Here is a 17,740-nt window from a genome sequence, read left to right on the forward strand (position 1 = left end):
GGGACACAGCGGCCACCCCCCACCGCTGTGTCCCGCCGCTCTGGTGAAGGCGTCGCATCAGGCGGTCACATCGCTGCTCAGGGTGGGCAGTTCGTTCGTGCGCGCCACGCCCGCGTACCAGTGGGCACTCGACTTGGGCGTACGGGCCTGCGTCGTGAAGTCCACGTACACCGATCCGAACCGCTTGCTGTAGCCGTACGCCCACTCGAAGTTGTCCATCAGCGACCACAGGAAGTAGCCGCGCAGGTCGGCGCCGTCGGTGAGCGCGCGGTGCGCGGCGGCGAGGTGCGCGTGGACGTAGGCGATGCGCTCCGGGTCGTGCACCGCGCCCTCGGCGTCGGGCCGGTCGTCGTAGGCCGCGCCGTTCTCGGTGACGAACAGAGGCAGGCCGGGGGCCTCCCGGTGGCAGCGCATGAGCAGGTCGTAGAGGCCGGTCGGGTCCACGGACCAGCCCATCGCCGTGCGGTCGCCCGGCGGCTGGTGGAAAGCGACCCGGTCGCCGCCCGGCCAGGGCGAACGGGCCCCGGCGCCGTGCCCGTCGTGCCGCGGCGGAGGGGCGTTGTCAGTGCTGCCTGATACCACTGTGGGTGTGTAGTAGTTGATGCCCAGCGCGTCGAGGGGGTGCTTGATGACGGTGAGATCGCCATCGCGGACGAAGGTCCAGTCGGTGATACGCGCGGTGTCCGCGAGGAGGTCCGCGGGATATGCGCCGTGCAGCAGGGGCCCGGTGAAGATACGCGTCGCCAGCGCGTCGATCCGCCGCTGAGCGTCCAGGTCCGCGGGCGCGTCGGAGCGGGCCCGCACGGCCGCCGGATTGAGGCTGATCATGATCCGGCCACGGGCGGGCAGCGCGGCGCGCAGCGCCTGGGCGGCGAGCCCGTGTGCGAGGTTGAGGTGGTGCGCGGCACGCAGAGCGGCTGCGGGGTCGGTTCGGCCGGGCGCGTGCACCCCCGACCCGTAACCGAGGAACGCGCTGCACCACGGCTCGTTGAGGGTGGTCCACCACTCGACACGGTCGCCGAGGGCTTCCGCCACGATCGCCGCGTAGTCGGCGAAGCGCTGCGCGGTGTCCCGGTGCGGCCAGCCGCCTCCCGAGGCGGAGCCGCCGTGGATGTCGGCCTCCAGCTCCTGCGGCAGGTCCCAGTGGTAGAGCGTGAGCACCGGCCGGATGCCGTGGGCGAGGAGGTCGTCGACGAGCCGGCGGTAGAAGTCGAGCCCGCGCTGTACGGCGGGCCCGCGGCCGGTCGGCTGGACCCGCGGCCAGGAGACGGAGAAGCGGTAGGCGCCGAGGCCCAGGGCGGACATCAGCTCCACGTCCTCGTGGCGCCGGTGGAAGTGGTCGACGGCGACGTCACCGGTGTCGCCCCCGGCGACCTTGCCGGGGGTGTGACTGAAGGTGTCCCAGATCGACGGGGTGCGGCCGCCCTCCCGGGCGGCACCCTCGACCTGATAGGCGGCGGTGGCCGCACCCCAGACGAAGCCGGGCGGAAAGCGAAGGGGGCTGGACATGGCGGTACTCCCGTTCACGAGGACGCGGCACACGGCACGGGCCGTGCGGAGCGCGTGGCGCGAGTGGTGCATGTGGAGCGGCTGGTGCGGATGGTTGGACTGGTGCGGATGGTTCGACTGGTTCGCGGAGACGGCCCGGCCCGCGGGCAGACTCGTACGGAGCCGGAGCCGGAGCCGGAGCCCGGGGAGTGGCGTGGCGGCTCACCGGTCAGCCCTTGACCGCGCCCTGCATGATCCCCCCGACGATCTGCTTGCCGAACAGGACGAACGCGACGAGCAGCGGCAGCGTGCCCAGCAGCGCGCCCGCCATGATCACGGACTGGTCGGGGATGTAGCCGCGCCCGAGACCGGTCAACGCCACCTGCACGGTCGGGTTGCCGTTCTGCGTCAGCGCGATGATCGGCCAGAAGAAGTCGTTCCACGCCTGGACGAAGGTCAGCAGACCGAGCACCGCCATCGCGGGCCGCGCGGCCGGGAAGACGACGTGCCACACCACGCGCCAGCTGTTCGCGCCGTCCGTGCGCGCCGCCTCGATCAGCTCGGTCGGCAGGGCCTGGAGCAGGTACTGCCGCATGAAGAAGACACCGAAGGCGCTGACGAGGGTGGGCAGGATGACCGCCTGCAACTGGTCGGTCCACTCCAGCTCGGCGACGGTCATGAACAGCGGTACGACACTGAGCTGCGGCGGCACCATCATCGTGCCGATCACCAGCAACAGCAGCAGCTTCTTCGCCCGGAAGCGCAGCTTGGCGAAGGCGAACCCGGCGACGGTCGAGAACACCACCGTGCCCGCCGCGATCGTCGTGGCGACCACTGTGGTGTTCAGCAGCGCCGCGCCCATGTTGGCGTCGGACCAGGCCGTACCGAGGTTCTTGAGCAGATTCCCGCCGAACCAGAACGGCGGCGGCGTCTGCGCGAGCCGGGTGTTGCTGCGGGAGGCGGCGACGGCGGTCCACAGCAGCGGGAAGAGCGACCCGGCGGTGAAGAGGATCAGCACCACATAGGTCACCTTGCCGCCGTGCAGCTGCCGCCCGGCGCGTCGGGTTGTCATGGCTCCTCCTCACTGGTTCGTACGCAGCCGGCGGGCGACCAGCGCGTTGACCGCGGCGATCACCAGCAGGATCAGGAACATCGTCCAGGCGATGGCCGAGGCCCGGCCGAGATGGAGGTTCACCCACCCCTGCTCGTACAGATACAGGCCCAGGGTCTGGTACTGGTGATCGGCGCCCCCCGAAGCACCGGCGCTCCCGCTGAACAGCAGCGGCTCGCCGAACAACTGCGTGGCACCGATCGTCGAGACGACGCAGGTGAACAGGATCGTCGGACGCAGCGACGGGACCGTGACGTACCGGAACTGCTGCCACCGGGAGGCGCCGTCCAGCGCCGCCGACTCGTACAGGTCGTGCGGGATGGCCTGCATGGCGGCGAGGTAGATCAGTGCGTTGTACCCCGTCCACCGCCAGATGACGATTGTGGAGACCGCCAGCTTGGCGCTCCACGGACCGTTCTCCCAGTCGATGCCGTCCAGACCGGCCGTGCCCAGCAGCCAGTTGACCAGCCCGTAGTCGCGCCCGAAGAGCAGCACGAACACCAGTGTCGCGGCGGCCACCGAGGTGGCGTACGGCGTGAGCACCGCCACCCGGAAGAACATCGAGCCGCGCAGCCGGTAGTGGAGCAGATGCGCGAGGCCCAGCGCCATCAGCAGCTGCGGAACGGTCGAGACGACGCCGATGACGAACGTGTTCCCGAGCGCGTTCCAGAAGAAGTCGTCGCCCAGCAGCCGGGTGAAGTTGCGCAGCCCCGCCCACTCCATGTCGGTGGGTGCGGTCAGCTCCACACGGTGCAGCGCGGCCCACCCCGTGTAGAGGAGGGGGAAGAGCCCGAAGGCGGCGAAGAAGAGGAAGAAGGGGGCGATGCAGACGTACGGACTCCAGCGCAGGTCGCGCCGGTAGCGGCGGCTGCGGCGCTCCCGGGCGCGGACGGCGGCGGGGCTGTCGCAGGAGTGGACCGTCCGGCCGTCCACGGCTCACTGGTCCAGCGCGTTGTCGATCGACTCGACCGCTGCCCGCCAGCCCTGCGCGGGCGTCTTGCCCTGCTGGTCGACCTGGAGTACACCCACGTCGGTGATGTTCTGGTTGACGGTGAGGTCCTTCGGCCCGAGCACCTGGTCGGGAATGCCTTCGGCCGCCGCGGCGAAGATCCTGCCGATCGGCGCGTCACCGAAGTACGGGTGCCTGGCGCCCGACACCGCGGGCAGACCGTACGCCGCGCGGGCGCTGGGGAAGCTGGCCTGCTTCGTGAAGAGCTTCGCCTGCTGTTCGGGTGCGGTGAGCCAGGCCGCCAGCTTGACCGCCTCGCTCTTGTTCCGGCCCGCTTCCGGTACGGCCAGGAAGGAGCCGCCCCAGTTCCCCGGCTTGGGCGCGGCGGCCACGTCCCATACGTCGCGGCCCCGGTCCCCGGACTTCTCCTTGATGTACCCGAGCATCCACGGCGGACAGGAGACCGTCGCGAAGCGCCCGTTGGCGTACGCCTGGTCCCAGGACTTCTGGAACTGCTGGAGCCGGGCGGTCATTTTGCCCGTCGCGGCCCGCATCGCCGCGTCCCACGCCTGCCGCACCGACGGGCTGTCCTTGTAGACCAGCTTGCCGTCGCGGTCGTAATAGCGTTCGGCGCTGCTGGAGAGCACCGCGTTGTAGACGCCGGACGCGGAGTCGACGAAAGCGGTGCCTGCCGGGGCCCGGCTCATGTAGCGCTTGCCGACGTCGAGGTACTTGCCCCAGTCGCCCGCCCAGAGCGCGGCCACCGCGTTCCGGTCGGTCGGCAGCCCGGCCTTGGCGAAGAGGTCCTTGCGGTAGCAGACCGCCATCGGCCCGATGTCGGTGCCCAGGCCCACGGTCTTGCCGCTCGCGTTCGTCGCCTGCGCCCATTTCCAGGGGATGAAGTCCGCTTTCCGTACACCCGGCGCCTTCGAGAGGTCAACGAGCTTGCCCGCCTGGGTGGCGGTGACCTCGGCGATGTTGTTGACCTCGACCGCCTGGACGTCGGCGAGTCCGCTGCCGGTGCTCAGGTGGGTGAGCAGCTGCGGGTAGTAGTTCTCGTTCCGTTCGATCGAGGTCTCTTTGATCGTGATGTCCGGGTGCAGCTTCATGTACGCGTCGTAGAGCCCGGCCTGCTTGTAGCCGAAAACGCCGAAGACGCCGACCGTCAGGGTGGTCTTGCGGGCCCCGGCTCCCGACGGGCCCCGCGCGTCGGGGGCGTCGCTGTCCTCGGCGCAGCCGCCGAGCAGTGTGGCTCCGAGCACGGCGGCAGCTGTGAGGGCCACCGCCCGCCGACGGGTGCGGCGGATCGTCGTTCGCATTGCGTCTCCTCCTGGTGCCCTGCAGACCGTGCGTGCGGGATGTGGGGTGTCCAGTACTGTGGGAGCGCTCCCAGGCGTGATGAGGTGAAGAGTCGCCGTTCCCCGGTACGTGTGTCAAGAGGCCGTGCGCCAACGCCGGTTGAGCGGTTCGTTGTTGAATGTACGGCCAGGACGGCAGGCGGAGGCGGCGATGACACCAGGCGGACGGCGAGGGGGCGGCAGGCCCACGCTGGAGGAGGTCGCCGCACGGGCGGGCGTCGGCCGCGGCACGGTATCCCGCGTGATCAACGGATCGCCCCGGGTCAGCGAGCGGACCCGCACCCTGGTGCAGCAGGCCGTCGCCGACCTCGGCTACGTACCCAACCGCGCCGCCCGCGCCCTGGCGGCCAACCGTGCCGACACGGTCGCCCTGGTCGTACCGGAGGCCGAGACCCGGCTCTTCGCCGAGCCGTACTTCTCCGGCATCCTGCGCGGCGTCAGCGCCGGACTGGCCGACCACGACATGCAGTTGCTGCTCACCCTGATCCGTACGTCCAAGGAGCGGCGCCGCTTCGCCGACTATCTCGCCGCGCACCGCGTCGACGGCGTACTGCTGGTCTCCGTGCACGGCGACGACCCGCTGCCCGACCTGCTGGAGCGGATGGCGATCCCGACCGTCCTCAGCGGCCGCCGCACCGCCGGGGAAACGGTTCCGTACGTGGACTCCGACAACACCGGCGGCGCACAGAGCGCCCTGGAACACCTCATCGGCCGCGGGCGCCGCCAGGTCGCCACCATCGCCGGGCCCCCCGACATGTACGTGGCCCACTGCCGCCTCGACGGCTACCGGCAGGCCGTACGCGCCGCCGGCCTCCCCGAGGACACCGGGCTCGTCGCCCACGGCGACTTCACCGAGGACGGCGGACGGCGCGCGCTGCGCGAACTGCTCGCCCGCCGCCCCGCCCTGGACGCCGTCTTCTGCGCCTCGGACGTGATGGCCGCGGGCGCCCGCCAGGAACTGCGCGCGGCGGGCCGCCGCATCCCCGACGACGTGGCCCTGGTCGGCTTCGACGACTCCGCCATCGCCCGGCACATGGACCCGCCGCTCACCAGCGTCCGCCAGCCCATCGAGGAGATGGGCCGGGCGATGGCGCGGCTGCTGATGGAGCAGATCACCGGGGGAGCGGCCGGCAGCACACCGGACCCGGACGCGCCGGGTGCCCCGACCGGCCCGACCCGCCCGGCCGACCCGGCCGACCCGGCCGGCACTCACCTGGTGCTGCCGACCGAGCTGGTGCGCCGGGCGTCGTCCTGAGAGCGGCGCAGGGGCGCGGGGGCGCAGGGACGGGAGTTCGCGTGGCCGGCCACGCCCCCGGCCCGGACCGCCCGCGGCCCAGCGCCCGCCCCGCCCCAGCCCGAAGCGCCCGCCCCAGCCCAAGCTGAAGCCCCGGCCCGAAGCCCCCGCCCCGGCCCAGGCCCAGCGCTCGCCCCACCCCAGCCCGAAGCCCCCGCCCCCCCGGCCCTCTCAGCGTGCGGCCTAAACCGCCGGATGCGCGTTCTTCAGCAGTTCGCGGAACTGCGCGGAGAACCAGTGCCCGGACAGCGGCGCGCCGGGCAGTGCCCCCGAACGGTGGTGGTTGTTGCGGGGATTGCCCTCGTACGCCGGGTCACACATGCGGTCGAAGCCCTTGCCCTCGTCGTTCGGGATGGCCGAGCTCGAACCGTCCGACTCACCCGGCGGCTTCATCCACACGTACGCGTCGATTCCCGCAGCCGGAGCCGTCCGCGGGCGCTCGCCCAGCCCCGCGCCAGCCTGGTTGCACCAGTTGCCGACGTGGAGCCTGCGGTCGTACCGGCCCGCGTCCACATACGCGTCCACATGTGTACGGGGCCCGGGGCCGGACGGCCGCGCGCTGCCGCCCCAGCCGTTGCGCGACGTGTCGATCAGCATGCCCAGGTCCGGGCGGAACCCGGCCCGCACCGCCTCCTGCCGGAACGCCTGGGCGAACGACAGCTCGTCGGCGTAACGGTTCCAGTCCACCCACTTCGACTCCCGCACCGACCGGCCCGCCACGGAGTCGCCCAGAGCGAAGTTCTCCTCCTTCAGCGCGCTGTAGTTGGCGGTGTTGGTGATGAAGCCGTGTACTTTGTCGACCGTGCTGCCCTCGGCCGTGGCCGCCTGGTGCAGCACCCGTGCGGAGGCGCCGAAGTTGTCGTCCCAGCCGATCCAGCCGTGGTGCCCGGCGTCCACGTAGTTGTAGACGTTCGGGACCGCGCCGAGCTTGTTGAGCGCGTAGCCGACGCCCTTCACGTAGTTGCCGTTGGCGAGCATGGCGTCGCACTGCGGGGTGGCGGTGGCGCGCCCGCCGGTGTTGGTGACGAGGTTGGGCAGCGAGTCGATCTCGACGGTGGTCACGATCCGCAGCGACGCGTACTTCGGGTCGGCGAGGACGGCCGCGACGGGGTCGATGTAGCGGGTCTTGTAGGCGTCGATGTCCGTCGGGCCCAGTTCGCCGTTGGAGGCGAGCGCCGCGCAGTCCCGGCCCGGCAGGTTGTAGACGACCAGCTGTACGACGAGCGGCCGTCCCGCCGCCTGCCGTAAGGCGGTGTCCAGGTGGCCGCGCAGGCCCATCGAGCCGCCGGTGCCGCCGATGGCCGCGATGCGGTCGAGCCAGACACCGGTCGGCTGCCCGGCGACCTTGCCGCCGCCCGGTTCGGCAGCAGCCTTCGCCGACCACTCCGGGTTCACGTAGACCCCGGCGCCCGCGTACGGGTTGTCGACGCGGGCGGCCGGTGCCGCGTGCGCGGTGCCGCGCAGGGCGTCGGTGGCCCCGGCGGCGACCAGCACCGCGCTGGCCGCGAGTACGGAGGTACGGGTGCGGAGCCGGGCAGCGCGGGGCCGGCCGGCACCGCGCCGGGTGCCTTCGCCGTGGTCCTGCCGGGGCGTGGAAAGGTGTTCAGCGGAACGTCTCATGAGCGGGTCATCCTTTCTCGGTACGTGATTCGGTACGAGCTTCGGCACCGGGGTTGGCACCGGCGTCGGCATCGGTCTCGGCATCGGAACCGGCATCGGAACCGGCTTCGGCACGAGGGCCGTGCGGTGGGTTCAGCGCGCGCAGGTGATCGCGCAGCCCGGCGCCGTACGCGGTGGGCGTCCCCGCGTAGTCGCGGATGAGGGCCGGTCCGGCGGCGCAGTCCCAGGTGTTCCAGGTCCAGCCCAGGTACGAGGCCTGGCGCGCGTCCAGCCACCGCATGACGCGGTCGGTGAAGGCGTGGGCGCAGGTGTTCTCTCCGATCTCGCCCGCGACGAGCGGGACGCGGTCGGCGACCGGCCCCAGCGTGCGGGACCAGCAGCTCTCGTCGGCGCAGGCGTTGAAGTTGTACGCGTGCCAGGCGGCCGCGAGGTTGCCCGCCGGGTCCTTCGGCGCGTACGCGGTCCACCGGCTGAGGTCGTTGGCGTACGCGAGGCCGCCCACCAGGATCGGGTTGCGGGCGCCGGCGGCCCGGACGGTGTCCACCAGCGTCTGCATCCCGGCGACCTCGTAGCCGATGCCGGGGCAGCTCCCGCCGTCCCGCCAGCAGGCCCACGCCCGCTCGGAGTCCGGGGCCGCCCGGTCCGGGTACGGCTCGTTGTACAGGTCGAACACCACCGCGGGCGCGTCCTTGAAGGCGTCGGCGACGGAGGACCAGAAGGCGGGGGAGTGGCGCCGGTCCGGCATGGGTTTCTGGCAGCTCGCGTGCTCGTCGGCGCAGCCGGCCGAGGGGCCGGTGTAGCGGCCGTGGCTCCAGTGGAGTTCGAGGACCGGCGTCAGGCCGTGGGCCGTGAGCCGCCGTACGTAGTCGCGTACGGCCGAGGTGTAGGCGGCGCCCGCGTACCGGGGGTCGATGTTGGGCGTGCCCAGCCAGCACTCCTCGTTGAGCGGGACGCGGACGGCGTTGGCACCCCAGCCCGCGATGGCCGCGACGGACGCGTCGTCCGCCGGGCCGTCGAAGACGCCACGGCCCTGTACGCACGAGAACTCGGCGCCGGAACGGTTCACCCCGAGCAGGCGGTGCGCGTTGCCCGCACGGTCGACGAGGCGGTTGCCCTCGACGTGCAGCTGAGGGGGCGCGGATGGGGCGGACGGGGAGGCCGGGACGAGCGGGGCGACCTGGGCGGCCGCGGCGGGCGGGGACGCGCCCGGGAGTGCGAGCACCGCGGCCACCGCAAGGGCGTACAGGCGTATCGGTCTGCGCATGAGCGACTCCTCGGATCGCGCGGGCGCTGCGGCCCGCGACGGATGGAATCGCTCCCACTGGTTGCCCGGAGGCTAGTGCCAACTCGGCAGGTTTTACAGAGCAGTTGTATAAATTCCGCCACCGGCGGTCCTTACGGTTGCCCGGTCGCCGGCCCTGCCACGTACACGGCCGTTCCCTCTTGACGGAGCGCCCGCCCGCCCCAATCCTTGGGAGCGCTCCCACTGGTATCCCCGAAAAGTCCACGGCCGCGCCGCGTGGCTCCCCCCCCCGTCACGCCGGGCCGCGTACCTCCGTACGGAAGGAGATCGGCGTACTGCCCGTGCGGTGCTGGAAGAACTTGGCGAAGTTCGCCGCGTCGGCGAAGCCGAGGCGGACGGCGATCCGGGCCGCGGTCTGGTCTCCGTGGGCCAGCAGCCGCTTGGCCTCCAGCACCACGCGGCGGTCGATGAACTCCTTCGCGCCCACGCCGGTGGCGGCGGCGCTCGCGCGGGAGAGGGTGCGGGGCGAGTACCCGAGCGTCCGTGCGTAGTCCGCTACGCGGCGGCTGCGGGTGAAGCCGCGCTCCACCGCGTCACGGAAGCGAAGAAACGTCTCGCTCGCCTCGCAGACGCCGTCACCTTCATGGCCGTCACCGCTACCGCCGCTGCTGCCGTTACCGCCGCCGCTGCCGTCGTCCGGCGCGCGACGGCCGTCCCGCGCGCCGCGTGCGCCGCGCGTGCCCCCGGCAGGCGCGGACAGCCGGGCGGCCCGCAGGACCAGTACGGCCAGCAGATGGCGCAGTACCTCGATGTGCATCTCCAGGGGGAGGCCGCGCAGCGCCCCGAACTCCTGGTGGAGGTGGCGCAGGGCGCTGTCCACCGCCTGCGCCTCCTCCCCCTCCGGGTGGTGCACCGCGGGGCCGAACCAGTCCTCCAGGCGGGCCGCTGCCGCCGTCGCCGGATCGAGGAAGCCGGATTCGAACAGCACCAGCCGTCCTTCCGCCCCGGACAAGTTGCCGAAGTGGTGAACTTGTCCTGGACGCACCCACATCCAGTCATTCGCGGCCAGCTCATACTTTCGGAAGTCCACGGTGTGCCGGAGGTGCCCGCTGTCCACCACGAGGAGATGGTGGAAGTCCGGGCGGTGCGGCACGGCGAGGGCGCAGGCGTCGGCGCGGTCGCGCAGCTCGGCGAGAGTCAGCACCTCCACCCCGGCCGGCCGTCCGGCCGGTGCCGTGAAGGCGACCGCCGGGATGCTCTCCCCGCCGTCTTGAGCGTGTCGGTTTTTCACCATCGATGGTCCCGTGCCTACCCCGTTATGTCGTGTTCGTGCCTCTAGCGTAGAAGACGTCAGCGCGGCTGATGACGGAAAAAGGTAAGCCGCACCCGAGTCAGCAGGCCCCGGAAGGGGCGCAGGGAGTACCGCCATGTCCAAGATCGCCATTTTCGGAGCCAACGGCACCATCGGCAGCCGCGTCCTCGACGAGGCGCTGCGCCGCGGCCACCAGGTCACCGCGGTCGTCCGCGACCCCGCGAAGATCACCAAGACCGACCCGAACCTGACCGTGACCACCGGCGACATCCTCGACCCCGGCTCCGTCGCGGCCGTGGCCGAGGGGCAGGACGTGCTGGTCAGCGCCGTGGGCGGCGGTGACGGCCCGGGGCACATCGCGACGATCAAGCCCGCGACGGAGTCCCTGGTCGCGGGGCTGCGCACCCTCGGCGCGGCCGCTCCCCGGCTGATCACCGTCGGCGGCGCCGGCTCGCTCCGTACGCCGGACGGCAAGCAGGTCTGGGACAAGGAGGGCCTGCCGGAGTTCCTGCTCCAGATCATGCACGCACACGGCGACGCGCTGGACTTCTACCGCACCGTCACGGACGTGCGCTGGACCAACGTGAGCCCGGCCGCCCTGATCGAGCCCGGGGAGCGCACGGGCGGCTACCGCACCGCCCTGGAGGACCTGATCGCCGACGCGGACGGCGTCAGCCGGATCTCCGCCGAGGACTACGCCGTCGCCCTCCTGGACGAGACCGAGAAGCCGCAGCACACCGGGGAGCGCTTCACCGTCGGGTACTGAGCCGCCGGGTACTGAGCCGTCGGGTACTGAGCCGCCGGGCACCGAGCCCCGCGAGCCGCCGGGGCCGCCAGGGCCACGAGCCGCCGGGCCTGCGGGTGCCGGGTCCCCGGGCCGCTGAGCCCGCGGGACCCGGAGCCGCAGGCCCGCTCCCGCTCCGAAGGCGCCCGCCCCGCGGCCCCGACGGCCACCGGGCACCCGCCGCCCCCCAAGCGGACGCCCCGGCCCCGCCCCGGCCCCACCGGAAACCCGACCCCGATCCCGCCACAGCACAAGCAAACACCCCCAACGACTAGGGCCCCCGGACGCTTTCACGTCCGGGGGCCCTACTCGTTGGGGTGAGTAACGGGACTTGAACCCGCGACATCCTGGACCACAACCAGGTGCTCTACCAGCTGAGCTATACCCACCATGACCGGTGCTGTGTGGTGTCTTGTTCCCCACCGGCTGAGAAAAAGTGTACAGGGTCTGAAGGGGTGCTCGCTCCCGGCTTTGGGTCAGGCCGGGAGCGAGCTGCGTCACTCCGGGTCCGCGGGCAGGACGTGCCTGGCCGCGATCTCCTTCGCGGTGTCCGAGTCCGGGCCGGGCTGCGGCACGAAGACCGCCTCCCGGTAGTAGCGGAGCTCCGCGATGGATTCACGGATGTCCGCCAGTGCCCGGTGGTTCCCGTTCTTCTCCGGACTGTTGAAGTACGCCCTCGGATACCAGCGCCGGGCCAGTTCCTTCACGGACGACACGTCCACGATCCGGTAGTGCAGGTGGCTCTCCAGCTCCGGCATGTCGCGGAGCAGGAAGCCCCGGTCGGTGCCGACGGAGTTGCCGCACAGCGGTGCCCGGCCGGGTTCCGGTACGTGCTGCTTGAGGTACTGGAGCACCTGTTCCTGTGCGTCCTCCAGGGTCGTGCCGCTGTCCAGCTCGGCCAGCAGCCCGGAGGAGGTGTGCATCTGGCGCACGACCTCGGGCATGGTGGTCAGGGCCTCGGCCGGGGGGCGGATCACGATGTCCACCCCGTCGCCCAGGACATTCAGCTCCGAGTCGGTGACCAGGGCGGCCACCTCGATGAGCGCGTCGTTCGCCAGCGAGAGCCCGGTCATCTCGCAGTCGATCCACACCATGCGATCGTTCATACGTCTCACCCTACGGGGCGCTCCCGCTGACTGGGCAGCACCGGGCGCCCGGCCGGGCGCCCGGCGGACTGTTCCGGAAGCCTCGGCGAGTACGCGTCGGATTCCGGTTTGCCCGGTTCTGTCGGCGCGAGCGCCGTGGCCTGGCTGTGCACCGGCTGGGTGTGGCCCGCCGTACTGTGCCCCGGCTGGCCGCCCGACCCGTGCCCGCCCGGACCGCTGTGCCCGCCGGGACCACCGTGCGAGCCCTGGGGGTGCCCGCCCGGTCCGTGGCCGCTCTGGGGGTGGCCCTGCGTGTGCCCGCCCGGACCGAGGCCCCCTTGGGCGTGCGTCGCCTGGCTGTGCGACGCCTGCCCGTGGTGCAGCTGGCCGTGGCCCCCCGGCAGGTGGCCCGCCGCCGCGGCGGCGAACCGGTCCGCACCGGCACCGGGGCGCTCACCGCGCTCCGGCCGGTCCGCCCGGGAGACCTGCTCGGGCACCCCGTTCTGCGGCCTGCGCGCGCGGTACGCCGCGCGGTAGGCCGCGGGAGAGGCACCCAACTGCCGCCGGAAGTGGCCGCGCAGTGCGACCGGCGACCGGAAGCCGCAGCGTCCGGCGACCTCGTCCACGGAGTAGTCGGAGGTCTCCAGCAGCCGCTGCGCCTGCAGGACGCGCTGGGTGATCAGCCATTGCAGCGGCGCGCTCCCGGTCAGGGACCGGAAACGGCGGTCGAAGGTGCGGCGGCTCATGTAGGCGCGGGCCGCCAGCGTCTCCACGTCGAACTGCTCGTGGAGGTGCTCCAGCGCCCAGGCCACGACCTCGGCGAGCGGGTCCGCACCGATCTCCTCCGGTAATGACCTGTCCAGGTACCTCTGGTGCCCCAGGTCCGACGCGGTGCGCCGGGGCGGGACCACCAGCCGCCGGGCGAGCGCGTTGGCCGCGTCCGCCCCGTGGTCGGTACGGACGATGTGCAGGCACAGGTCGATGCCGGCGGCGGTCCCCGCGGAGGTCAGCACGTCGCCGTCGTCGACGAAGAGCTCGCGGGGATCGACATGGACGGACGGATAACGCTTGGCGAGCGTCGGCGCGTACATCCAGTGGGTGGTCGCGGGGCGGCCGTCGAGGAGCCCTGCGGCGGCGAGCACGAAGGCTCCCGTGCAGAGCCCGACGATGCGGGCCCCTTCTTCGTGTGCCCGGCGCAGCGCGTCCAGCGCGGCCGGTGGTGGTGCCTGTGTGATGGACCGCCAGGCCGGCACGACGACCGTGCCCGCGCGGGCTATCGCCTCCAGCCCGTAGGGGGCCGAAAGTTCGAGCCCCCCGGTGGTGCGCAAAGGCGCATCTTCGCCCGCGCACACAAGTAGTCGGTACCGCGGAACACCCGCGTCCTGGCGGTCGATGCCGAAGACCGAGAGCGGAATGGAGCTCTCGAAAATCGGGCCGCCACTGAAGAGGAGCACCGCGACTATTTCGCGGCGTCGTCGGGCGGCGAGCTTGCGTGCGGCATCTGGTACGGCAGCGGAGTCCTGGCTCATGGCACTTAAGCCCCCCTCGGTCGTCTCGCCCTCTCGGTCCTGCACTGTTCCCCCGCCGTGATTGCCAAGATCGAATCTACTGCGTCCCGTGAGGATGGAGTGCCAAGTTCACCACCCGCTCGTATGTCGATATGGCAACTTGGCGCGAAGCATTCGATCACGAAGCGTTCCACTCGTCGGGCCTGCTGGGAAGTACGCCTCTCGCCTCTGCCCGTGAGCCGTAGGGCACAACCATGCCCGGCGGTCCTTTCCTCCCAGCTCAGGCCCAGGTTGCGGGTCTCTGATGCCAAGGGATGCACCTGAGCGTGAAGTTGGCCGAAAACGAACCTGGGCAGGCTTGCGAGCGCGTCATTCCTCCGGCGTACGCCCCTCGGAGCGGCGCCCTCCGCGGTGAGCTCCGGTGCCGGTACGGCTGTGCCGGCCGCGGTGCGGGGCGATCTCGTCGGGCGACAGCCGGGCGGCGGTGCGCTCGGACTGGCGCAGCAGGGCCCGGCACGCACAGGTCACCGTCGCCAGTCCCACGGCGGTGCCGGCCGCCCCGACGGCGGACGCGCCGCACAGGACGAGGACGAGGGGTACCACGGCACAGCTGAACGCCGCCCAGCGGACGAGATCGCTCACCGGATCGGCTGATGTGTTCGACGGACCGGGCACGGCGTGCTCCCTCCAGGCAGGCAGGTACTACAACGGCTGCGGGGGCCGTGAGTCACCGCGATGGGTACGTACGGGGGCAGGCCGGGGCATTGCCATCCGGGCCACGCTCCGGCATGCTCCGGGGAATGTTCGAGCGGTATCCCGCCCCCTGTGGCTGCGGGGGTCCGCCCCCGTCACAGGGGCCCGTCACCCGCGCGGGGCTCTGGGCAGCGGGGGGCTGGCGCCGTACTCTTGGGGTAAGGCATTGGGAAGATGATTCCCGGTCGTGTTGTTCCCCTTTGAACTAAGGGGCCGACCTCTCGATCAAGCCAGCTCAGTCAACTGCCGGATCAAGTCAATCGACGCTCCCCGTCCGCCCCTCCGCAAGGACCTCCTTCGCCGAGACACCATGGCCGGTCAAGAAATCCCCGAACCCGCGGACCGCAAGCAGGTCGCCGATCCGACGGCGGACCTCCAAGCGGCGGATCAGACACGTCACTCCTGCGATCCCGCCTTCCGGCACGGCGTCGTGGTCGGCTTCGACGGCTCGACGTCGAGCGAGCGCGCGTTGGCGTATGCAATCGGTATGGCGCGGCGCTCCGGCTCAGGCCTGATCATCGTCCATGTCGCCAACCGGCTGCCCACGACGGTCTGGGCGGGCTGTGAGCCCCCGGTCTTCGTGGACGTACCGGACCACCGTACGGAAGTGCTGGGGCTGGAGCTCGCCTGCGCCGACCATCTCGCGGAGATTCCGTGGGTCCTCGTGGAGCGCGGCGGCGACATCTGCCACGAGCTGGAGGAGGTCGGCCATGAGTACGAGGCCGACGCGATCGTGGTCGGCTCGACGCACGGCATCGTGGGCCGGATCTTCGGATCGGTCGCGGGGCGGCTGGCCCGTCGGGCGCAGCGGCCCGTGATCGTCATCCCCTGACCGGTCGCCTGCCCCGGCCCTCGCCCGGCCCGACCGCAGTCCCGACCGCCGTAAAGGCGTACGCCCCTGACGCTCCGTGACCTCATGGGGCGTGAGGTGAGCGAGCGTCACCAGCGGCGTGTCCCTGGGTATCCGGCATATCTACTGGCCCGTAGAGGTGGAATGGGCGGTGGTGGCGGGTAGAAATCCGATCAAGGGGATGCGAACGGAGCGTGAACGGCCGGGCCGGCCGGGCGCCGCCGCTCTCGCTCCCGGGGCGCGCGGGCGTCCGGCGGACGGGGTGGTCCGCCGCCCGGCCTCCGCCCGTCAACAGCGTGCTGCCGCCCGGGAGGTGACGGTTCCCGGGAAGGTGGCCACCGCCGGCGTAAGGGCGACGCCGGCAACAGGGGAGGCGGGGCCCCGCGCGTATGGTGGCACGCGCGGGGCACCCGCCTCCCGCCCCCTTGTCAGACGCATCGTCCGTCCGGGCGGCCCCCCGTAGGCCGCCCGACCCCCGGACGAAGGTCCGTGACCGCGGGGGTGGACAGGACCCCCGCGGCACGTCGAATGGCTACTCGACCGTGACCGACTTCGCCAGGTTGCGCGGCTTGTCGATGTCCCGGCCCATGGCCAGCGCCACGTGGTAGGCCAGCAGCTGGAGCGGGATGCCCATCAGGATCGGGTCCAGCTCGTTCTCGTTCTTCGGCACGACGATGGTGTGGTCGGCCTTGTCCTGCTTCTGGTGCGCGACGGCCAGGATGCGGCCGCTGCGGGCCTTGATCTCCTCCATCGCGGCGCGGTTTTTCTCCAGCAGGTCGTCGTCCGGGATGATCGCCACGGTCGGCATGGCCGGCTCGATGAGCGCCAGCGGGCCGTGCTTGAGCTCGGACGCCGGGTACGCCTCGGCGTGGATGTAGGAGATCTCCTTGAGCTTGAGGGAGGCCTCGCGGGCGACGGGGTAGCCGCGCACCCGGCCGATGAACATCATCGACCTGGCTTCCGCGTACTCGGCCGCCAGCGCCTTGACCTCGTCCTCCATCTGGAGGATTTCCTGGATCTGGGCGGGCAGCTTGCGCAGGCCCTCGATGATCCGCTTGCCGTCGGCGACGGACAGGTCGCGGATGCGGCCCAGGTGCAGGGCGAGCAGCCCGAAGGCGACCACGGTGTTGGTGAAGCACTTGGTGGAGACCACGCAGACCTCCGGGCCCGCGTGCACGTACACGCCGCCGTGGGTCTCCCGGGCGATGGCCGAGCCGACCACGTTCACCACGCCCAGGACGCGCGCGCCCTTGCGCTTGAGCTCCTGCACGGCCGCCAGCACGTCGTAGGTCTCACCGGACTGGGACACCGCGATGTAGAGGGTGTCGGGGTCCACGACCGGGTTGCGGTAGCGGAATTCGGAGGCCGGCTCGGCGTCCGAGGGGATGCGGGCCAGCTCCTCGATCATCTGCGCGCCGATCTGGCCCGCGTGGTACGAGGTGCCGCAGCCGAGGATCTTGACGCGGCGGATGGCGCGCGCCTCGCGGGGGTCCAGGTTCAGGCCGCCCAGGTGCACGGTGGAGAAGCGGTCGTCGATCCGCCCGCGCAGCACGCGGTCCACCGCGTCGGCCTGCTCGCTGATCTCCTTGTGCATGTACGTGTCGTGGCCGCCCATGTCGTACGACTCGGCCTCCCACTCCACGGTGGTCGGCTGGGCGGAGGTGTGCGAGCCCTCGGTGGTGTACGTGCGGTAGTCGTCGGCCTTGATGGTGGCCATCTCGCCGTCGTCGAGGGTGACGACCTGGCGGGTGTGCGAGACCAGCGCGGCGACGTCGGAGGAAACGAACATCTCCTTCTCGCCGATGCCCAGGACGACCGGGGAGCCGTTGCGGGCGACGACGATGCGCTCGGGGAAGTCGGCGTGCAGCACGGCGATGCCGTACGTGCCCTCGATGACCCGCAGGGCCTCGCGGACCTGCTCCTCCAGGGTCGGCGCCTGGGAGCGGCCGATCAGGTGGGCCAGCACCTCGGTGTCGGTCTCGGAGACGAACTCCACGCCGTCGGCGGTGAGCTTGGCGCGCAGCTCGTCGGCGTTGTCGATGATGCCGTTGTGGACGACGGCGACCTTGCCCTCGGTGTCGACGTGCGGGTGCGCGTTCTCGTCGGTGGGGGCGCCGTGGGTGGCCCAGCGGGTGTGCGCGATGCCGGCGGTGCCCGCGAAGCGCTTGGGCAGCCGGGACTCCAGCTCGCGGACGCGGCCCTTGGCCTTCGCGGTCTTCAGGCCGCCGGCGGCCTTGCCGGTGCCCTTGGCGTGGATGGCGATACCGGCGGAGTCGTATCCGCGGTACTCCAGACGCTGCAGTCCTTCGAGGAGCAGCGGAGCCACGTCCCGCTTACCGATGTAGCCGACGATCCCGCACATGTAGTGACCCTCCCGGTCAGGCA

General features: G+C 71.7%; 14 protein-coding genes and 1 tRNA gene. 3 read left to right on the forward strand and 12 right to left on the reverse strand.

Going from position 1 to position 17,740, the window contains the following annotated elements; genetic code table 11:
- Window positions 1-57 precede the first annotated feature (57 nt).
- From A6A06_RS12530 to A6A06_RS12545, 4 genes are all read right to left on the reverse strand, one after another.
- Window positions 58-1,509 (reverse strand): GH1 family beta-glucosidase, encoded by a 1,452-nt coding sequence (locus A6A06_RS12530; RefSeq protein WP_073761293.1) that lies wholly within the window; start codon window positions 1,507-1,509, stop codon window positions 58-60.
- Window positions 1,510-1,717: 208 nt separating this feature from the next.
- Window positions 1,718-2,560, reverse strand: coding sequence for a carbohydrate ABC transporter permease (locus tag A6A06_RS12535; protein ID WP_073761294.1), 843 nt, complete (start codon window positions 2,558-2,560; stop codon window positions 1,718-1,720).
- 9 nt (window positions 2,561-2,569) lie between these two features.
- Entirely contained in the window at window positions 2,570-3,532 is a 963-nt protein-coding gene (locus A6A06_RS12540; RefSeq protein ID WP_073761295.1) for a carbohydrate ABC transporter permease, read from the reverse strand.
- A gap of 3 nt (window positions 3,533-3,535) precedes the next feature.
- Complete coding sequence (locus A6A06_RS12545; RefSeq protein ID WP_073761296.1) at window positions 3,536-4,867, reverse strand: ABC transporter substrate-binding protein; 1,332 nt, start codon at window positions 4,865-4,867, stop codon at window positions 3,536-3,538.
- Window positions 4,868-5,057: 190 nt separating this feature from the next.
- Between A6A06_RS12545 and A6A06_RS12550 the strand changes: the two genes are divergently transcribed.
- Window positions 5,058-6,161, forward strand: a complete 1,104-nt coding sequence (locus tag A6A06_RS12550; RefSeq protein ID WP_073761297.1) for a LacI family DNA-binding transcriptional regulator — start codon at window positions 5,058-5,060, stop codon at window positions 6,159-6,161.
- A 222-nt stretch (window positions 6,162-6,383) separates the two neighbouring features.
- Here the strand turns inward: A6A06_RS12550 and A6A06_RS12555 are convergent, their stop codons facing one another.
- The 3 genes from A6A06_RS12555 to A6A06_RS12565 all read right to left on the reverse strand — a co-directional run bounded on the left by A6A06_RS12555 (window position 6,384) and on the right by A6A06_RS12565 (window position 10,357).
- Complete coding sequence (locus A6A06_RS12555; RefSeq protein WP_073761298.1) at window positions 6,384-7,820, reverse strand: glycoside hydrolase family 6 protein; 1,437 nt, start codon at window positions 7,818-7,820, stop codon at window positions 6,384-6,386.
- Between the two features lie 7 nt (window positions 7,821-7,827).
- The gene (locus A6A06_RS12560; protein WP_242440706.1) at window positions 7,828-9,084 is read right to left on the reverse strand and encodes a glycoside hydrolase family 5 protein; all 1,257 of its coding nucleotides are present in this window, start codon (window positions 9,082-9,084) and stop codon (window positions 7,828-7,830) included.
- A gap of 271 nt (window positions 9,085-9,355) precedes the next feature.
- Entirely contained in the window at window positions 9,356-10,357 is a 1,002-nt protein-coding gene (locus tag A6A06_RS12565) for an AraC family transcriptional regulator (RefSeq protein ID WP_073761299.1), read from the reverse strand.
- Between the two features lie 133 nt (window positions 10,358-10,490).
- On the opposite strand from A6A06_RS12565, the gene A6A06_RS12570 reads away from it, so the two are divergent.
- Complete coding sequence (locus A6A06_RS12570; RefSeq protein ID WP_073761300.1) at window positions 10,491-11,141, forward strand: NAD(P)-dependent oxidoreductase; 651 nt, start codon at window positions 10,491-10,493, stop codon at window positions 11,139-11,141.
- A gap of 331 nt (window positions 11,142-11,472) precedes the next feature.
- On the opposite strand, the gene A6A06_RS12575 is transcribed toward A6A06_RS12570, so the two are convergent.
- From A6A06_RS12575 to A6A06_RS12590, 4 genes are all read right to left on the reverse strand, one after another.
- Window positions 11,473-11,548: transfer RNA gene (locus A6A06_RS12575), tRNA-His, on the reverse strand.
- Window positions 11,549-11,656: 108 nt separating this feature from the next.
- On the reverse strand, window positions 11,657-12,265 hold the full coding sequence (gene orn / locus A6A06_RS12580) for an oligoribonuclease (RefSeq protein WP_030018887.1): 609 nt from the start codon (window positions 12,263-12,265) through the stop codon (window positions 11,657-11,659).
- Window positions 12,266-12,270: 5 nt separating this feature from the next.
- The gene (locus A6A06_RS12585; RefSeq protein WP_073761301.1) at window positions 12,271-13,773 is read right to left on the reverse strand and encodes a GlxA family transcriptional regulator; all 1,503 of its coding nucleotides are present in this window, start codon (window positions 13,771-13,773) and stop codon (window positions 12,271-12,273) included.
- Window positions 13,774-14,121: 348 nt separating this feature from the next.
- A complete protein-coding gene (locus tag A6A06_RS12590) occupies window positions 14,122-14,394 on the reverse strand; it encodes a hypothetical protein (protein ID WP_242440707.1) in 273 nt (90 codons plus the stop codon).
- Between the two features lie 421 nt (window positions 14,395-14,815).
- Between A6A06_RS12590 and A6A06_RS12595 the strand changes: the two genes are divergently transcribed.
- Entirely contained in the window at window positions 14,816-15,337 is a 522-nt protein-coding gene (locus A6A06_RS12595; RefSeq protein WP_073761303.1) for a universal stress protein, read from the forward strand.
- A gap of 550 nt (window positions 15,338-15,887) precedes the next feature.
- Here the strand turns inward: A6A06_RS12595 and glmS are convergent.
- The gene (gene glmS / locus A6A06_RS12600; protein WP_073761304.1) at window positions 15,888-17,717 is read right to left on the reverse strand and encodes a glutamine--fructose-6-phosphate transaminase (isomerizing); all 1,830 of its coding nucleotides are present in this window, start codon (window positions 17,715-17,717) and stop codon (window positions 15,888-15,890) included.
- Window positions 17,718-17,740: the final 23 nt, after the last annotated feature.

This window comes from Streptomyces sp. CB02923, from assembly GCF_001905005.1.
In the GTDB taxonomy this organism is placed as follows: Bacteria; Actinomycetota; Actinomycetes; order Streptomycetales; family Streptomycetaceae; genus Streptomyces.